This window comes from Lysobacter sp. KACC 24251 (assembly GCF_057747755.1).
Genome location: NZ_CM173222.1, coordinates 248,093 through 264,886 on the forward strand (window position 1 = coordinate 248,093; position 16,794 = coordinate 264,886).

Sequence of the window (16,794 nt, forward strand, 5' to 3'; positions counted from 1 at the left end):
AATTAAGCCGAGCCGCGAAGCGGCTTCGGCTTGAATGAATTGTTAGGGGGCGGGCTCAACATCTCCCAGCACCCATGGCACGCGAGTCTGGAACTCAAGCTGGCAGACGGCAAGCCCGGCGAATGTGTCAGGCACCAAGCCGGTGTGGTGCGTCAGGCCGAGCTCGATGCCAGGTGCCAGAGGTTGGTACTGGATAGTGCCAGTGCCATCCGAGTGCGGCATTGCGTCCGCGCCGGAAATAATGCGGCCAACGAAATGGAACCAGCCGCCAGTGAGATAGAGGCCGGAAGGCTCTCGACACCAATGACACAACTCAGCTGGTTTGGATGGGTCAATGCCAATGGACTTGGCAAGCACAATGAACTCGGATGGGAAGGTACGGCCCGCCGCAGCGTTGAAGTTGCGGCATTGATCGCAAGGGCAATCAGTACCGACGGGGAGCGCTGCGTAGGCCGACCGAGTGGCCTCCGCATCGCACTCAATCTGCCAGTTTGCGACCTGCAGATGCATGACGCTTCCCAAGCCCCCTAACGCCTGAATTAAGCCGAGCCGCGAAGCGGCTTCGGCTTGAATGAATTGTTAGAGGCCAAGCCGGCGAACCAGCTCAGCCAGCGGTATACGGCCTTCCTCCGCCGGAACCTCTGAGATAGGGAGGCTGCCAATGGCCGGGAAGGCAGATGCGTCAAACTCCGGCCCGTGTGGCCCCATCTCGATGGGCGTCCAGGCAACATCGGATGGTGAGAGTTGCCGCACAACCAGCTCAGAATCGGGATGGATGGGCAAGCGACACCACTCATCAAGACGTTCTAGAACTACGAGTGGCCCACCTGGAAGAGGGCCGACCAACACTTTGCTTGGTGTAACCGATGCCTCGGCACAGCCACAGCTGTTTGACACGCAGATCTTTCCAGGAGGGGCGCTGCATTGGCACCGGGCATGGCCCTTTGGCAGGACGAGAACCTGCTCGACCCGACCAACAAATACTGACTCTGTCGAGCTCGCCGAAGGGCTCAGCAGAAGTAACGCTGTGGCAATTAGCGACGTTCGAAATGATCTTTCCATGGCCTCTAACGCCTGAATTAAGCCGAGCCGCGGAGCGGCTTCGACTTGAATGAATTGTTAGGCAGCAACGGCGACAAACGCCACTCCGCCCATGCCCCCTACCACCACGCCAAACAGAACTGCCGCCCATAGAGAGGGTAGATGTCGGGCCACAACAAAGGTGATGGCGGCGACCACTCCGGAGATTGCCGTGATGCGCAGCAGAGCGAGCGACAAGTATGCGAAGTCTATGGCTCGGTAGTGCAGCAGCATTGTTGCGACAAACAGGGCGCAGAGCCCAACCAGCGAAGCAGCGCCAGCTGCCAAAGCCAGTACGAATCGCTGCGGTAATGCCTCTGGAGTTTGCGACATGGCTGCTTCTGCTGCCTAACGCTGAACTAAGTCGAGCTGCGAAGCAGCTTCGACTTGAATGAGTTGTTAGGCCTTGCTGCAAGAGACCTTAACCTCGGCCTGTTTGAGGTTGGTATCCACAGGAATCGTGACAAGCTCCTGCCCGTCAAGTTTAAGGATACGTTTTCTTGTCCAATTCTTGCGCTGCATCATGGCATCAAGTGACGCTTGGCCGGCCGCGACGGTAACTGCCGGGTGGTCAGAGGATAGGAACTCCGCTGAAGTGAAGCGGATCTCAATGAGGTCCGCTTGGAGTGACCAGTGACCTGCATGCTTTGTCTCCGTCCGGATCTTGGTGCCACCGGGAAGAGTGTAAGTGGCTTTGCCAAGCTCCGCGAACGTACCGTCGTTTGAATAGACTGGTCGATCAACGGCTGTAATCGCAAAGTCTTGGTCGCTTATCTCATAGGGACCGCACACCCAAGCGCCAACAATATTTGCACTTGGCGCTCCTGTCACGGTGCAGGAAAGGATGAGTAAGAGCGAGAGGAGCAAAAGCCGAAAGTTCATGAGCCTCCGATACAAGGCCTAACGCCTGAATTAAGCCGAGCCGCGAAGCGGCTTCGGCTTGAATGAATTGTTAGGCCGCACTGGCAGCCCATGTAAGGAATACGCGCAAAAGCTTGGTGAGATTGTTCGCACCACCTGCGCCAATGAACTTCTCTTGCTCCACCTTGCAGTGAATCCAGTCAAAGTCATCCTCGCTGTCCCCACGGCTAAGCGGCTCAAAGCTGCGCCCCGCTAGTTCTGTCTCGCGGAGGTCGACCTCTAGCGTCCAACCAGGATTGTCCAGCGTGTCGATCTTCACGCCAAAGGAGTGCTCCCAGTCGTCGTTGCACTGAGAGATGTACCAATCTTGGAGTTTCTGGAGTTCGTCCATGCGGCCTAACGCCTGAATTAAGCCGAGCCGCGAAGCGGCTTCGGCTTGAATGAATTGTTAGGCGCCAAGCCCACCATGGCTGAGGAGCGCCTCACAACGGTTTTTGCGGCGATTTTCGGTTGCGTAGCATCGCAACGAACACAACTAGAAGACACACGCCGGCGACCAATGTCGCTATGGCGGCGATCGAATGCGTATCTAGGTACGCAAGGAACGCTCGGCCTATTACTACCCCAATGCCGATAATAGCTAGGGTGTCATAGAACCATCGAAGCAGTCTTTGGTCGCGCGGGGTGAACTTCATCTATGGCACCTAACACCTGAATTAAGCCGAGCCGCGAAGCGGCTTCGGCTTGAATGAATTGTTAGGCCCGTGGGCAGGGACTAGAAGCACAGTAGCCGCTCCACCTGCTTGGCATGGGTCTCCGAGGAAACAGACAGAACCAGATAGCCATCCTCCTCGCCGAGAGCCCGCAAGCGCTCCATGCCTGGATGAACTATCAGCTCTACCGGCCCTTTACGTACAGCACTGAGGATTGCATCTGCCTCAGGGTCCTTAGCCGGCGTGAAAGACAAGACCAGCTCCAAGCCGCCCTTGCCGCGCCGCAGCGCAGGGGTTTGGCGCGGTGCCGACTCAGACACAAAGGTGTTGCACGCGTTGCGAACGTCCACTGGAGCGTAGTTGCCGGGCGTGCAGCCGCCAGCCGTGAGCGCAACAATTGGAATCAAATAACGGTGACGTTTGTGCACGGGCCTAACGCCTAAGTTGAGCCGAATTGCAGCGCTTAGCTGGCAACATGGCAAGCTGTCCTGCCATGTTGACGGCGTAGCGATGCAATTTCGGCTTGAACGCATTGTTAGCGCGCTCCCGGCTCGCACCAAGCAACGTAAACCGAATAAATCGGGTTGCCATCATCGGCCCGCCCGCCGGAACTGGCGCGATACGGGCCTTCCTTAACTGGGCTGTATTTTCTGCAGCGAAGCGATTTCGGCTCCGATTCCGTGCAGTAATTAAACAGACCTTCCTCGAGACGTTTTGCCTGCTTCAAGGTGAGGCCGTAGGCTAGAAAAGTCATGTGTTTCCAAGGTCGCGGCGTTGAATAGAGCACATATTGGCGCCGACGTCGGTCTGGACTCATAGTGATGCCAACGTTGTACATCTCTACTCGTGGGCTAGCCACGATTGCGTCCACCGTGTGGCACGCGACAGCTAGCATGTTTCGAGCTGGCATCTTCTCCCCCGGAGAATATGTGATTTGCTCTGAGCGCTAACGCTTGAGTTAAGTCGAGCTGCGAAGCAGCTTCGACTTGAACGAACTGTTAGGCCCCGGAGCGACTTGTCGGAACCCGTGTGGTTACAAAGAGTATGCCGCAGCCAAGAAGGATGCCAGAGGCGACGGCCACCCCCAAGGAAACATGGCTTGTCGTGAGCAACACCGCCAAGCCCAAATGAAAGAACAGAGATCGCCGACAAGCAGACCAGAGCAGCGCGCGGTCCAGCTGTGCGCCGCCGCCCGACTCCCGAAAAGAACGGAGCCAGTCTCCGCTAGTGAACGCGAAACCTAGTGCGGATCCTGGGCGAAGCGACAGCAGGAACCATGCGCATGAAATAATTGCAGCGACAATAAGGGCAAATAGGCTCATGTGCGTTCCTTGCAGGCCTAACGCCTGAATTAAGCCGAGCCGCGAAGCGGCTTCGGCTTGAATGAATTGTTAGGCGCGCTGCCACGCCCCGTAAGTTGCGAGCATATGCGACTCGAACGCTGGTGAGCCAGTCACCTCCCAGAACGACGAGTCGACCGCAATCAGCTCAAACACGCGCTCCCCATTGGCTAGGCCAACAAAGTGGCCATCAATTGTCTGGTAAATGCCGCGGTATAGAGCTCGGAACTCTCCATCCGGCAATGACAAGCCGGAGGCCGTGAGCTGCTCAATCTCTAATGCGCGGTCACCCATGCACTCATCGATTGTTATGTGCCAAGTGTCAGGTGGCGCAAACCGATCGACGTCAGCGAGAAAGCTCGCGATGTCAAAGAGCTTGCTGTTGGTTCCGTGCTGCCGAATAACGACCATGCGTGCCTAACGCTTGAATTAAGTCGAGCTGCGAAGCAGCTTCGACTTGAATGAATTGTTAGGCCAGCCGACAGCAAGGGATGGCCTACGAGTTCTTGAACCAGCCGCGCCAAACCAGATATATCGCAGGCATGACAATCAGCCCAAATGTGATTGGAATTAGAGGGCGAATCTCATCCATGTCCGCATCATTCTTCTTTGCCGCTACGGTAAAGATCAAGTGATACACAGCGTAGAGAACCACAAAGGATGCCACGGAGACTTGTGGCATGACCTTGTGGAAGAGTTCTGGTAGTCGCTCGAACATGGCCTAACGCCTGAATTAAGCTGAGCCGCGAAGCGGCTTCGGCTTGAATGAATTGTTAGGTGGCGCCCCGTCGATGTGGGGCGAAGTGATCCAAGAATTCATTTGTGCCGATGATACGGCCAATTCCGCGTCTGGCCGAGTGGACCGCCGAGTCATAGCTTTTCGGATAGTTGGAGAATAGCGGTTTCCAGGCGGCCGAGACGAACTTCTTGTCGCTCTGGTGGACGTAATGCTCATGGGCGACGTAATTGCGTACCTGCTGCAAGTGACGTACATGCGTGAGCGATTTTAGAGATAGGTATTTCTTGCGATACGGAATCTTCTCGAGAATTGCGATCTTGTCGTTGAATCCAAGCCGATCAACGATTAGCTCGTGAAATGCTCGCCAGCGTTGATCGGTTGTGAAGTAAAAGCAGATCGCAATGCCCATCTCTACATCAAGGATGGAAGTGTCACGGATGATGCGGCCGCGCACATCATCGCGATTTAGCAGCTTTGCGAGTGCGGAAGAGTCCAAGTGCCACCTAACGCCTGAATTAAGCCGAGCCACGAAGTGGCTTCGGCTTGAATGAACTGTTAGGCCCCTAGAGTAGAGGCCCGTATGGCTCAACTAGCCTACCGTACCGCCGCGCAGCCCAAACGCCGATCGGCATGCCCACCAGGTAAGCGGCCACCACGACAATGACGGGACCAACGTCAGTGGGCCAGAGACGATGGATCAGGCCGACGATGAGCGAGAGCGCTAGGCTTGGTACGAGAGAAAGCGTGATTGTCTTGCGGCTCAGCATGCTAGGTGCGCCGCACGTATTGCAGGAATGCTTGTCGGGGAAACTGGATGGAACCAAATCCCAGCTGGTTATCCGCAGTGACTCTTTACAAGAGGGGCAGAGGAAGTCCGACATGGGTCCTAACGCCTGAATTAAGCCGAGCCGCGAAGCGGCTTCTGCTTGAATGAATTGTTAGGCCCTAGTCCGTGACAATGCGAGCGTCACGGACTTTGCCCGCCTGGTCAAAGTTTAGCGTTAGCCACTCGTAATCAATGCTAATGAACCCGCGCTCCGGCCCAAGCCAGTAGGCCAAACCCGAGTCTCTAAACTTATCCGTGGAGGTTGGCGGGCCAAGCAGTGCCTCAATCTCGGGTCTGGACTTGCCTAGGAGGACCTGCGATCTAAGTAGGCCGTCGGCCATCCGAGGACGCGGGTTTCCAGAGGTGGGCGCACTCTTCAGCCATACGGTGCGGTCAAACTCAGTAGGGCCGCGCGTTACATGCCAATAGACACACGCTGCCACAGCGATAGATGCAATTGCAGCCGCCGTGACCGTCAAAGCTTTGAGTGCTCTCATAGGGCCTAACGCCTGAATTAAGCCGAGCCGCGAAGCGGCTTCGGCTTCAATGAACTGTTAGGCCCGCTGCCGGCGCCGCATGACTGCGATCCTAAGAAGGTATGCACTCATTGACAGCAGGCCTGCGACACCAAGCCACACAACCGTAGTCGACGCCCAGAATAGCGCAGGGTGCTGGTCTCGCGTGATCTCAGTGGTGGTGCGGCGGCCAGCGGGAATATGGGCGATACCCTGCTGATAGTCCTCCCAAGCCATGACCCCAAGTGCGACCACAAAACATGCGAATGCAATGGCAAGCAGGAAGATCAGGAAGCGGTTGACTCGCCGGAATGCCAGAAAGAACAGGACAGGCCAGAGGAAGCAGGCGAGACCAATGAGAGCGATGAAACCTGCGTCTATGTCCATGCGGGCCTAACGCTTGAGTTAAGTCGAGTTGCGAAGCAACTTCGGCTTGAATGAATTGTTAGGCCGCACCTGGGCAAGTCCGTTGACGACGAGCACTGTGCAAGGCAACACAAATAGCCAACCTATCCATTCGCGCACCAATAGGCCTGATAGCAGCAGATTGCCATCTACTAGCAGCCGGATATTCATGGCGAGAAAGAATGGAAGGGTGGCGAGCGCGGTATACCAAACAAGGCGAGCAGGGCTTAGCCAAGTGAGTACGAGCGCGATCGGCAGGGCGATGAGTACCCACGTGACAAAGTCAATTGGGAAAAGCGCCCAAGTGAACTGGCTTCCAGTAAAGCCGGCTGCCTTTAAAATTCCTGGAAAGGGCATCCACCTTGTCACGTACTGCATGGCATAAAGTTGTAAGTACGGAAATACCCAACCAAGCACGATTGCGGCGGTGGACGAAAGAAAGATAGAAGCCTTGCGGTCGGGCATGTTCTCCTCCATGCGGCCTAACGCCTGAGTTAAGCCGAGCCCAAGCGCGTAGCGATTGGGCTTCGGCTTGAACGAATTGTTAGGCCCGCAGCGAGGGAGAAAGCGACCCCAGCCACAAGCCCCAAACCTGCGCCCCAGCCAATCTGAAGTGCCCCAGGTGGCTGCTGATTCAACGAAAGCGCCCAAGTGAGGAGCGAGAAGGCAGCCATGCCTATAACGGTAGATCCGGCGCAGACTGCGATGGCGCTGAGAGAGCCACGGAACCGGAGCCAGAGCACGTAAGGAAGACCGAAGCAAAGCATTGCTAAGAACGAAACCGGGACTGCCACAGTGAGAAAAATAGTGCTGTTGCCAATCAAGTAGCCGATGGAGCCGCGGTCGGCCAAGCGGAACATCTCTGGCACTAAGAAGCACAAGGACGGTGCCAGCACCGCGGCAAGCGAGCCTAGCCAGATTGATCGCCGGTGCTGAGGATGTTTCATATGGGCCTAACGCCTGAATTAAGCCGAGCCGCGAAGCGGCTTCGGCTTGAATGAATTGTTAGGCGCGCGCCCCGGTGCCGCCGACGCGCCACGCCAAATTGCTAACACGGAGGCATGTTGGCAGGAGGAAGGCCGTTGAGCCACGGGATGTCATGCCAGGGTACATCCTTGGACCACGCGTCCATCTCTTGCTCAGTGAACCATATGCCATGGGCGTCAGTACCAAAGGGCCGGCCGTTAGTGAGCGCGATTGTCTGCCCGATACCAACAACATCTCCCCGCCACAGCAGGTCGTATGGAACCACTCCGGTAAGGAGAACGCAGTGGTCAGGCAAAGAATTGCTGCCAGCCAACACCAGGGCGTATCGACGAGTGCCATTGGGCTCTTGGCACAAAGCGACTTGGTACTGCTGGTCCTTATCAACGTCCAATCGTTTCCACACGGCAAACTTCCCGAGCGCGCCTAACGCCTGAATTAAGCCGAGTTGCGCAGCAACTTCGGCTTGAATGAACTGTTAGGCACTGGCCGGCACAGGTTGGTGTCCATGCCAGCGCCCCTCTCGAAGCTCCTGGCGAACGTAATCCTTGTAGCTATCAGGTTCAAGAGCGTGGCGCACTCTGTGACGTTCTTGGTTGCAGTACAAGCACGCCGCCACGATATTGCTGGCGTGATTGGAGCCGCCGAGGCTGCGGGCCATCAAGTGCTCCGCAGTGCAACGATGAAGCTTGGCCTGATCTGGGGTTAGCCCGTGTGTCTTTGCGAACTGTTTCCGATGTGTTTGCCACATGGGATGCAAACAGTAGTAGCAGCGCTGACGCTGCTGTTGAAAGGCAAGGGATCTTGTCTTGGGTAGTTGTGATGTCATGGCAAAGGACTCTTAAGGATCTAGAGTCCCGATTGCCGGCAGGGCATCACGGGAGACTCGCCAAGGTAGTAGCGAGCGTGGACTGGCTTTAGCTCAGTCTTACTGTGCCCCTCGTTTCGGGCACCTACCGAGTTTACATCGGGTGCGGCCTATTCCGTCAACCAGTGCCTAACGCTTGAATTAAGTCGAGCCACGAAGTGGCTTCGACTTGAATGAGTTGTTAGGCAGCTGGCCCGCGATCCTTCCAGGAGCTGCCTTTGGCGATGTAAAGAAAGATGCGATAGAGCATGCCTGGCGCCAGAAGCACAATCATCAGTGCCACAAGCAGGAAAGTAACGCTTACCCAGACATCCGACTCTTGCGACAACGCATGAACTAGGTAGCTGAAAGGGCCAGAACCGCAGTCTAAATTGGACGGCTCTGACAAGGCGTACTTGATTCGCACGCAGGATGAGTATGGCTCGAACACGATCCATCTCAGCGCAAACAATGCAGAAATGGCAAGCCAGGCCCAAAAAACAACAATGGCAAGGCGGTGCCACCACCGCTCTCTCAGATACCTCGAAGTTGGAAATATCAAAGCGCTCATTGCTCCCCTGCTGCCTAACGCTTGAGTTAAGTCGAGCTCAAGCGCGAAGCGGTTGGGCTTCGACTTGAACGAATTGTTAGGCCGATGGCCCGAACGCAATTGATTCTGTGGCTGTTGCACTTGGTGTGTGCATTCACTCCTGCCCTGCGCCAACCGCCAAGTCCAGTGCTGTGAGTAGGACGAGGAGCCCGCCGATTGCGACCGCCAGAAAGTTCCAGCCCCGGATTCGCGAGTTTGGAGCGTGGAGAGGAGCTTGCTCAGCGTTGGTGCGATTTGCCAGCACTTGCATAGGCAACAGCGGCACTACCGAGAGCAGCGCAACAACAGCCCAGGGCTCGGAACTGTAGCTGGCTAGCGAGAGAACCACCCACGTTAGGAAGCATGCAAACGCAAGTGCGATTGAATGGCGTCCTGCCGGGTGAGCCATCCGGCGGAAAAGAGGCAGAGCAAAAATCAGGCCGAGCACAGACCGCCATGGGGCCGACAGGCGCCTTTGCTCGCGGTGCTTGAGCAAACGCCAATTCCAGTAGAACCAGTAGATCTGGTAAAGACCGAACGTGCAGATGGACATCACCAAGAACTTCCCGACAGAGACCGGGAAGAACACGGGCACAGCGCTAGTTGGCTTCATCGGGATCGACATTGCTCTGAAACAGGCCTAACGCCTGAATTAAGCCGAGCCGCGAAGCGGCTTCGGCTTGAATGAATTGTTAGGCAACATCATGCCCTCGAACTGACTCCGGCTGGGGCAATGGGGTTGCGCCCATACCAACCAGCTCCAGACCGACGAGCGCTCCTTGGCTGGACCAGACGATGACGTCCATATCTTGCCCGTCAGCGGTGCCTCGAGCGTCTGCCAGAATCTTTCCGGTTGAGGCGGCTCCCTCAGGGCCAAACCACACGGTCGCGCAGCCGCAATCACACGTTGCTGTTACCTGTAAGGAGTGAATCGAGGCAAAGACCTCCTGCGCAACCTCAGTGGTCGGCGCAACTTGAAGTGCGCGCTCGACGATTGCAGCCTCCATTGGGGAGATTAGTCGCGACATGCTTTGTGATGGTGCCTAACGCTTGAGTTAAGTCGAGCTCAAGCGCGAAGCGATTGAGCTTCGACTTGAACGAACTGTTAGGCCAATGGCCTGTAAGTACTAGATTCTGGGTGTCGCACTTGGTGTGTGATCTCAACTCTCGCGTCGAGGTGGGTAATACCGGTCAAAGACAGTGAAACCTGCTGCGAACAATGCCATGCCGCTCAGCACAATGGTCGCTTCTATGAACATGTCGCTGTAACTAATGTAGACAGGGTGCCCGCCACGAAACTTTCGCTCTAGGGTTTGCCCGGAAGCAATGTTCGGAGCTTCGGGGCGATGGGAGGACAGATACGAGGCATATCGTGGGCTCGCCCAAGAGAAAACTAGCAATCCGGCCAGCATTAGTGCAAAGGAAAGTACGCGCATTTTCAGTGAGGCCTAACGCTAATTAGATCCCGTTTCGGGACGATATCACCGTATGGTCGAGAGCCTGCTGACGCCTGTCAATCGGGAATTTTCCCTTGGGCTCAATGCCTTGCGCTTGTCGCAACGCTGCTCCCCACCCAGATGGCAGCAGTGTTATCACGCACATTTGTAGTGATAACAATTTATCCACCGCAGAACGTCGTGATAAGCACGGCGGTTTCCCGCCCTTTCGAAACCACTATTTGCACGACGATCCACGCCGGTTCGCCGTCCGTCGCAAGAAGTTGAATGCAGCCTAGGCTGATATCGCAACCAATCGGCACCCCCGAAGGGCGGGCAAGCCCGCGCCCACGTCAGCGGCCGCCGCACCCCTCCGCCAGTTGCCCATCGATCAGCCTCTGCTCGTCGGTGATGCGCTGGCGCTCACTTTGCAGCGCGCTGTTGTAGCGCCGGTCCAGTGCATACCGGCGGTCACGCAGCCGGCCACACACTTCCGCCTGCGGCAGCCGTGTGCACGCATCACGGATCCAGGTGCCGGCCGGGAAGGCCGCCACCACGGTGGAGGGTTGCGGCGTGGGCACGGGCCGCGTCAGGGGCGGGCGGGGCGGCAGCGTACTGCCAAACTCCACGCGGCCGCGCACGCGACCTCCGCCCATGTCGACGCGCCCGCGCACGCCATCGTGGTGCACGGGGACATCGGGATAGACCGGATAGCCCAGTGTCCACGACGGCACCCAGCGCGGGTTGCCGTCGGGGTTGGACGAGGTGTACCGCTCGCCGTCAGGCGTCACGCACTCGTACACCGGCTCGGGCATCCGCACCACCACCACGCTGGGCGGCACGGGCGTCGATGACAGGGGCGGTGTGGACGGACGTATCGCGGGTGTCGCGCTCGGCGCGGGATCCTTCGGCCGAAGCATCTCGCGGGTGCTCTGCCGCTGGCCGCGAGGGCAGGGCGTATCGCGCAGGCTGACCCGGCCGGCCGCGTCCGTGCAGCGGTACACGGTGATCTCGCCCGCGTGCCCGGGTGTCCCGGTGTGGGTTGCCAGCAGCAACAGGGTCAGCAGCAGGACGGAGCGCATGCCGCCATCTTGCGCCAGCGGTACCGCGCCCGGAAGGCGGTCCGTGCGGGTCGTTCGCAGGGATTCATGCATGCCGTCGGAGCGACGGTGCGGCCTAGCTGCGCAGGACGTCGCCCGTGGCCGCGTCGCGGATTGCCGTCGGGCTGGCCAGGCCGCCGGTCTCGCCTTCGCAGACCGCATCCAGCTGGTCCACCAGAGCGGGGTCCAACGCGTCACGGTGGAAGGCGGGCGGCATGCCGGTCAGGTTGGCGCTGGTGGACACCAGCGGGCCGCCGAAGGCCTCGCAGAGGGCGATCACCGTGGGGTGGTCGCTGACCCGCACCGCCACGCTCGCGTGCGCGCCGCGAATCCAGGCCGGGACGCGGTCGGTGACCGGCACGGTCCAGGTGTTGGGGCCGGGCCACGTGGCCTGCACCACCAGCCGGCGGTCGCCGGCAAGGGCGGCCCAGTCCACCAGCGGGTCCAGCTGCGCGGCGTCCGCGGCAATCAGGATCAACCCCTTGTCCACCGGGCGCTGCTTGATCGCCAGCAGGCGCGTTACCGCCGCCTCATCGAACGGATTGCAGCCTAATCCCCAAACCGCTTCGGTCGGGTAGGCCACCACGCCGCCTCGGCGCAGCGCGTCGACGGTGGCGGCCAGGCTGTCAGTGCGGTTGGTGTCCTGCATGTTGCTGGAGTACTCGGCGGTTGAACCCACGCACCCGGTTGCCGCAACCGCCGGTGAGGCGGCCGCGGCCCGGATGCCGTCAGAACGGCGCGTCGTCGTCGTCCGCCACGGTGGCGGTCTTCTTGACGACCTTCTTCGTGGCCTTCTTCGCGGCGGGGGCGGCCTTCGCCGCCTTCGCCGGCGCCTTGGCTGCGGTCTTCTTGGCCGCCTTCTTCACCGTTTTCTTGGCGGTCTTCTTCGCGGCCTTCTTCGCCGGCTTCGCTGCGGTGTCGGCGGTCTTCTTGGCTGCCTTCTTCGCCGGTTCCTTCTTGGCCGCGACCTTCTTGCCAAAGCGCCCGCGCATCGGCTTGCCGGTCTCGGCCATCAGCTGCGTGACCTCTTCCAGGGTCAGCGAAGCCGGGTCGCGGTCCTTGGGGATCTTGCCGTTGAGCTTGCCGTCGCTCAGGTACGGGCCGAAGCGGCCATTGAGCACCTGGATGTCGCTGCCTTCGAACGCCTTGATGATGCGGTTGCGCGCGATCTCTTCCTTCTGCTCGATCAGGAACACCGCGCGATCCAGCTCGATGGTGTACGGGTCGTCTTCCTTCGGCAGCGAGGCATACGTGGTGCCGCGCTTGGCGAACGGCCCGAAGCGCCCGACGCCCACGCTGACCTCATGCCCGTCGTTCATGCCCAGCTTGCGCGGCAACTTGAACAGCTCCAGCGCATCGTCCAGTGCGATCGTGTGCATGCTCTGGCCGGGACGCAGCGAGGCGAACGTCGGCTTGTCCTCATCCTCGGCCGTGCCGATCTGTGCATAGGGCCCGTAGCGGCCCAGGCGCACGCTGACCGGCTTGCCGCTCTTGGGGTCGGTACCCAGCTCGCGCGCGCCGGTGGCCTCGGTGCGGTCCACCGATTCGGTCTTGTCGTCGACCAGTTCCTTGAACGGGCCCCAGAACTTCACCATCAGCGGCACCCACTCCTCCTCGCCGCGCGACACCGCGTCCAGCTCGTCTTCGAGCTTGGCGGTGAAGTCGTAATCGACGTACTGGGTGAAGTGGCTGCTGAGGAAGTTGCTCACAGCGCGGCCTACGTCGGTCGGCTTGAAACGGCGGCTGTCGAGCTCGACGTACTTGCGGAACAGCAGCGTGGCGATGATCGATGCGTACGTCGACGGCCGGCCGATGCCGTATTCCTCCAGCGCCTTCACCAGCGAGGCTTCCGAATAGCGCGGCGGCGGCTCGGTGAAATGCTGGTCGGCATGGATGCGGTCCAGCGGGATGCGGTCGCCGGTCTTCATCGCGGGCAACTTGCGGCCCTCGTCGTCGTCCTCCGCGGCCTTGGCATCCTTGCCTTCCTCGTACACGGCGAGGAAGCCCGGATCGACCACGGTGGTGCCCGAGACGCGGAAGGAATGCTCACTGCCCGCGGCCAGGTCGACGGAGACGGTGTTGAGCGTGGCCGGCACCATCTGGCAGGCGACGGCGCGCTTCCAGATCAGCTCGTACAGGCGGCGCGCGTCGTCATCCAGGTAGCGGGCCATCTGCGCGGGCGTGCGCAGCGCAGAGGTCGGACGCACCGCCTCGTGCGCTTCCTGCGCGTTCTTCGACTTGGTCTGGTAGGTGTTGGGCTTGTCCGGCACCGCCTGTGTGCCGTAGTCGCGCGCGATCACGTCGCGGATCTCGGCGACCGCTTCGGCCGACAGGTTGACCGAGTCGGTACGCATGTAGCTGATCAGGCCCACGGTGCCTTCGTCACCGAGCGTCACGCCTTCGTACAGCTTCTGCGCCACCTGCATGGTGCGCTTGGTGGTGAAGCCCAGCTTGCGCGAGGCCTCCTGCTGCAGCGTGGAGGTGGTGAACGGCGGCGCCGGGCGGCGCTTGCGCTCCTTGCTGGTCACGTCGGTGACGTGCAACGCACCATCGGCGGCCTTGACGATGCGCTGGCGCGCCGCCTCGGCGGTGTCGCCATCAGTGATGGTGAACTGCTCGAACTTCTTACCGTCCAGCTTGGTGAGTCGGGCAGTGAATGCCTGCTTCGGGTGCAGGCACTCGGCCTCGATCGACCAGTACTCGCGCGCGATGAAGGCTTCGATCTCCTGCTCGCGCTCCACGATCATGCGCAGCGCCGGCGACTGCACGCGTCCGGCCGACAGGCCGCGCTGCACCTTGCGCCACAGCACGGGCGAGAGGTTGAAGCCCACCAGGTAATCCAGCGCGCGGCGCGCCTGCTGCGCGTCCACCAGGTCGCTGGCGATGGCGCGCGGGTGGGTCATCGCTTCCTTGATCGCGCGCGGCGTGATCTCGGTGAACACCACGCGCTCCAGCGACTTGTCCTTGAGCAGGCCGCGCTCGCGCAGGATCTCCGCGATGTGCCAGCTGATCGCCTCGCCCTCGCGGTCCGGGTCGGTCGCCAGGAACAGGTGGTCGGCCTGCTTGGCTGCCTTGGCGATCGCGTCGACGTGCTTCTCGTTCTTCTCGATGACCTCGTAGGTCATCGCGAAATCCTTGTCCGGGTCGACCGCGCCTTCCTTGGGAATCAGGTCGCGGACGTGGCCGTAGGAGGCAAGGACGGTGAAATCCTTGCCGAGGTACTTGTTGATCGTCTTCGCCTTGGCGGGCGACTCGACGATCAGGAGGTTCTTGGCCATGGAACATCTCCGCGGGTCCGGGGGAGCCCGCATGGGGGGTCGCCGCCGGCCTGTCCGTGGCAACCGCTGAAGTAGCGACGCCCGCGGGGTCTGGCCGCGGGCGTGGGGTGTTTCCTTATATATAGTGGAATCACGCGCCGGAGCCGGCTGTCAAGCCATCGCCGCTTTGACGGCGATGGCGGTCACGGACGCCGGAGGCGCCGCACGGGATCACAGCGGCTGTTACGTGATCCCGGCGTGAGGACGGACAACGTCCCCGCCGGCTCAATGCACCGGCTCGGGCTCGTCGGCGAAGATCTGGGTCTCCATCCAGGCGTAGGCGGCCTCGCTGCCGGGCTGGTTGAACAGCACCATCAGCACCACCCACTTGAGGTCGTCCAGGTCCAGCTGGTCCTGGTCCAGGGCCATGGCGCGGTCCAGCACCAGCTCGCGCTGGCCGGCGTCGAGCACGCCGTGTTGCTCCAGGAACAGCAGGAACCCGCGGCACTCCACGTCCAGCTTGTCCAGCTCCGGGCCGTTGAACACGCGCGTGGGGCCGTCGGCGCGTCGCGGCTCGGGTGCCGGGCGCTGCTGCGCCAGGGCATCGAGCCATTCGAACGCCTTGTTGATCTCGGCGGGGCTGAAACCGGCCTGCCCCAGTTCATCGAACAGCGGGCCGCTCTGGAGCGAATCACGGTCGCGGACGAGGTCCGCATCGTCGGTGAAGTAGTGCTCGAACAGGTACAGCAGGACGTCCAGGATGCTCTCTTTCATTTCCCCTCGGCCTGCGCCGGGAGCGGCGCGGTGGGCAGGAGTTGCGGACTGGCCACCGGACGGATCCCTGCGGAAAAGCACGGTGGTCAGCGGTTGCGGTAGTACCGGCCGTGTTTAGACGACACCCGGCCCTCAAGCTCCATGAGCAGCAGCATGGAGGACAGTTGGGCGGCCGTCAATCGGGTTCGCTCGACCAGCTGATCCATACCGGTTGGGTCATGCCCGAGCGCCTGCCACAAGTTCTGGTAGTCGGGGTCGTCAGCGGGGCCTCCGTGATGAACAGGGGTTGAGTCCCGTTCACGAGGCTGCCGGCGGGATGTGACCGTTCCGTGGCCGACTGAGGTGGGGGCGGCGAGGCGGGCGCGCAAGTCGTCGGCCAGTTCCGCGGCCAGCGGGGCCAGGGCGGCGATCACCTCACTGGCGCTTTCCACCAGTCCGGCGCCCTCGCGGATCAGGCGGTGGCAGCCGCGGGCTAGCGGGTTGTGGATCGAACCGGGCACGGCGAACACCTCGCGGCCGGCCTCGGTGGCCTGGCGGGCGGTGATCAATGCCCCGGAGCGCTCGGCAGCCTCCACCACCAGCGTGCCCAGGGTCAGCCCCGCGAGGATCCGGTTGCGGCTCGGGAAGTGCTGGCGCTGCGGGCCGGTGCCGGGCGGGTGTTCGCTGATGACGGCGCCGTGCTCTGAAATGCGTGCGTGCAGGCCGGCATGGCTGCGCGGGTACGGCACGTCGGGGCCGGTGCCGATCACCGCCAGGGTCAGGCCGCCTGCGGCCAGCGCGGCCTCGTGGGCGGCGGCGTCGATCCCGGCGGCCAGCCCGCTGGCCACGGCCAGTCCGGACGCGGCGAGGGCGTGGGCGAAATCGGCGGCGTTGTCGCGCCCTCCCGGGGTGGGCGAGCGGCTCCCGACCACCGCCACCGCCGGGTGCCAGAGCAGGGCCGGGTTCCCCGACACGAACAGCGCCAGCGGCGGACTGGGCGCGCGGCGCAACAGCGCGGGGTAGTCGGGGTCGTGCCAGCCCAGCAGGTGGTGCTCGGGCGCCTGCAGCCAGTCCCGGCTGCGGACCAGCTCGCGTGGCGCCGGTCCCTGCAGCGCGGCCTGCTGGGCTTCGCTCAAGCCGGCCTCGCGCCAGGCACGGGCGCCTGCGCCGAGTGCGGCGGCAGGACTCCCCAGGGCGGCCAGCAGCTGGCGGCGGGGTCCGGAAGGCCCCCCTGCGGCCAGCAGGCGCAGCAAGGCATCGATATCGTCGGAGTGCATCGCCACAGTCTGGGGCAGAAACGACGACGGCGCCCTAGGGCGCCGTCGCAACATCGTGTAGGACGATTCCGA

Annotated in this window: 17 protein-coding genes; 1 reads left to right on the forward strand and 16 read right to left on the reverse strand. The window is 61.1% G+C overall.

Annotated elements, in window-relative coordinates; all coding sequences use genetic code 11:
* Positions 1 to 42: 42 nt before the first annotated feature.
* The 8 genes from AC3ARF_RS01120 to bamE all read right to left on the reverse strand — a co-directional run bounded on the left by AC3ARF_RS01120 (position 43) and on the right by bamE (position 6,056).
* Positions 43 to 510: a hypothetical protein gene (locus tag AC3ARF_RS01120; RefSeq protein ID WP_498929512.1), complete on the reverse strand. Its 468-nt coding sequence runs from the start codon at positions 508 to 510 to the stop codon at positions 43 to 45.
* Between the two features lie 609 nt (positions 511 to 1,119).
* Entirely contained in the window at positions 1,120 to 1,413 is a 294-nt protein-coding gene (locus AC3ARF_RS01125) for a hypothetical protein (RefSeq protein ID WP_498929514.1), read from the reverse strand.
* 66 nt (positions 1,414 to 1,479) lie between these two features.
* Positions 1,480 to 1,962 (reverse strand): hypothetical protein, encoded by a 483-nt coding sequence (locus tag AC3ARF_RS01130; RefSeq protein ID WP_498929516.1) that lies wholly within the window; start codon positions 1,960 to 1,962, stop codon positions 1,480 to 1,482.
* A gap of 70 nt (positions 1,963 to 2,032) precedes the next feature.
* Complete coding sequence (locus AC3ARF_RS01135; RefSeq protein WP_498929518.1) at positions 2,033 to 2,332, reverse strand: immunity 53 family protein; 300 nt, start codon at positions 2,330 to 2,332, stop codon at positions 2,033 to 2,035.
* A gap of 384 nt (positions 2,333 to 2,716) precedes the next feature.
* Complete coding sequence (locus AC3ARF_RS01140) at positions 2,717 to 3,082, reverse strand: hypothetical protein (protein WP_498929519.1); 366 nt, start codon at positions 3,080 to 3,082, stop codon at positions 2,717 to 2,719.
* A gap of 963 nt (positions 3,083 to 4,045) precedes the next feature.
* Positions 4,046 to 4,288, reverse strand: coding sequence for a hypothetical protein (locus tag AC3ARF_RS01145; RefSeq protein WP_498929521.1), 243 nt, complete (start codon positions 4,286 to 4,288; stop codon positions 4,046 to 4,048).
* A gap of 479 nt (positions 4,289 to 4,767) precedes the next feature.
* Entirely contained in the window at positions 4,768 to 5,229 is a 462-nt protein-coding gene (locus AC3ARF_RS01150; RefSeq protein ID WP_498929523.1) for a hypothetical protein, read from the reverse strand.
* 449 nt (positions 5,230 to 5,678) lie between these two features.
* The gene (bamE, locus tag AC3ARF_RS01155; RefSeq protein WP_498929525.1) at positions 5,679 to 6,056 is read right to left on the reverse strand and encodes an outer membrane protein assembly factor BamE domain-containing protein; all 378 of its coding nucleotides are present in this window, start codon (positions 6,054 to 6,056) and stop codon (positions 5,679 to 5,681) included.
* Between the two features lie 171 nt (positions 6,057 to 6,227).
* On the opposite strand from bamE, the gene AC3ARF_RS01160 reads away from it, so the two are divergent.
* Positions 6,228 to 6,515, forward strand: coding sequence for a hypothetical protein (locus tag AC3ARF_RS01160; RefSeq protein WP_498929527.1), 288 nt, complete (start codon positions 6,228 to 6,230; stop codon positions 6,513 to 6,515).
* Here AC3ARF_RS01160 and AC3ARF_RS01165 read toward each other — a convergent pair.
* The 8 genes from AC3ARF_RS01165 to dprA form a co-directional block, all read right to left on the reverse strand.
* Complete coding sequence (locus AC3ARF_RS01165; protein WP_498929529.1) at positions 6,480 to 6,944, reverse strand: hypothetical protein; 465 nt, start codon at positions 6,942 to 6,944, stop codon at positions 6,480 to 6,482. The two genes, AC3ARF_RS01160 and AC3ARF_RS01165, sit on opposite strands and share 36 nt — an antisense overlap.
* Before the next feature lie 997 nt (positions 6,945 to 7,941).
* On the reverse strand, positions 7,942 to 8,292 hold the full coding sequence (locus tag AC3ARF_RS01170) for an HNH endonuclease (protein WP_498929530.1): 351 nt from the start codon (positions 8,290 to 8,292) through the stop codon (positions 7,942 to 7,944).
* A 722-nt stretch (positions 8,293 to 9,014) separates the two neighbouring features.
* On the reverse strand, positions 9,015 to 9,524 hold the full coding sequence (locus tag AC3ARF_RS01175) for a hypothetical protein (protein ID WP_498929532.1): 510 nt from the start codon (positions 9,522 to 9,524) through the stop codon (positions 9,015 to 9,017).
* 1,164 nt (positions 9,525 to 10,688) lie between these two features.
* Positions 10,689 to 11,417 (reverse strand): DUF4124 domain-containing protein, encoded by a 729-nt coding sequence (locus tag AC3ARF_RS01180; RefSeq protein WP_498929534.1) that lies wholly within the window; start codon positions 11,415 to 11,417, stop codon positions 10,689 to 10,691.
* 94 nt (positions 11,418 to 11,511) lie between these two features.
* Positions 11,512 to 12,084: an L-threonylcarbamoyladenylate synthase type 1 TsaC gene (gene tsaC, locus AC3ARF_RS01185; RefSeq protein ID WP_498931936.1), complete on the reverse strand. Its 573-nt coding sequence runs from the start codon at positions 12,082 to 12,084 to the stop codon at positions 11,512 to 11,514.
* Positions 12,085 to 12,163: 79 nt separating this feature from the next.
* The gene (locus tag AC3ARF_RS01190; protein ID WP_498929535.1) at positions 12,164 to 14,713 is read right to left on the reverse strand and encodes a DNA topoisomerase I; all 2,550 of its coding nucleotides are present in this window, start codon (positions 14,711 to 14,713) and stop codon (positions 12,164 to 12,166) included.
* Between the two features lie 264 nt (positions 14,714 to 14,977).
* On the reverse strand, positions 14,978 to 15,466 hold the full coding sequence (locus tag AC3ARF_RS01195) for a DUF494 family protein (RefSeq protein ID WP_498929537.1): 489 nt from the start codon (positions 15,464 to 15,466) through the stop codon (positions 14,978 to 14,980).
* 86 nt (positions 15,467 to 15,552) lie between these two features.
* On the reverse strand, positions 15,553 to 16,728 hold the full coding sequence (gene dprA, locus AC3ARF_RS01200) for a DNA-processing protein DprA (RefSeq protein WP_498929539.1): 1,176 nt from the start codon (positions 16,726 to 16,728) through the stop codon (positions 15,553 to 15,555).
* Between the last annotated feature and the right edge of the window lie 66 nt (positions 16,729 to 16,794).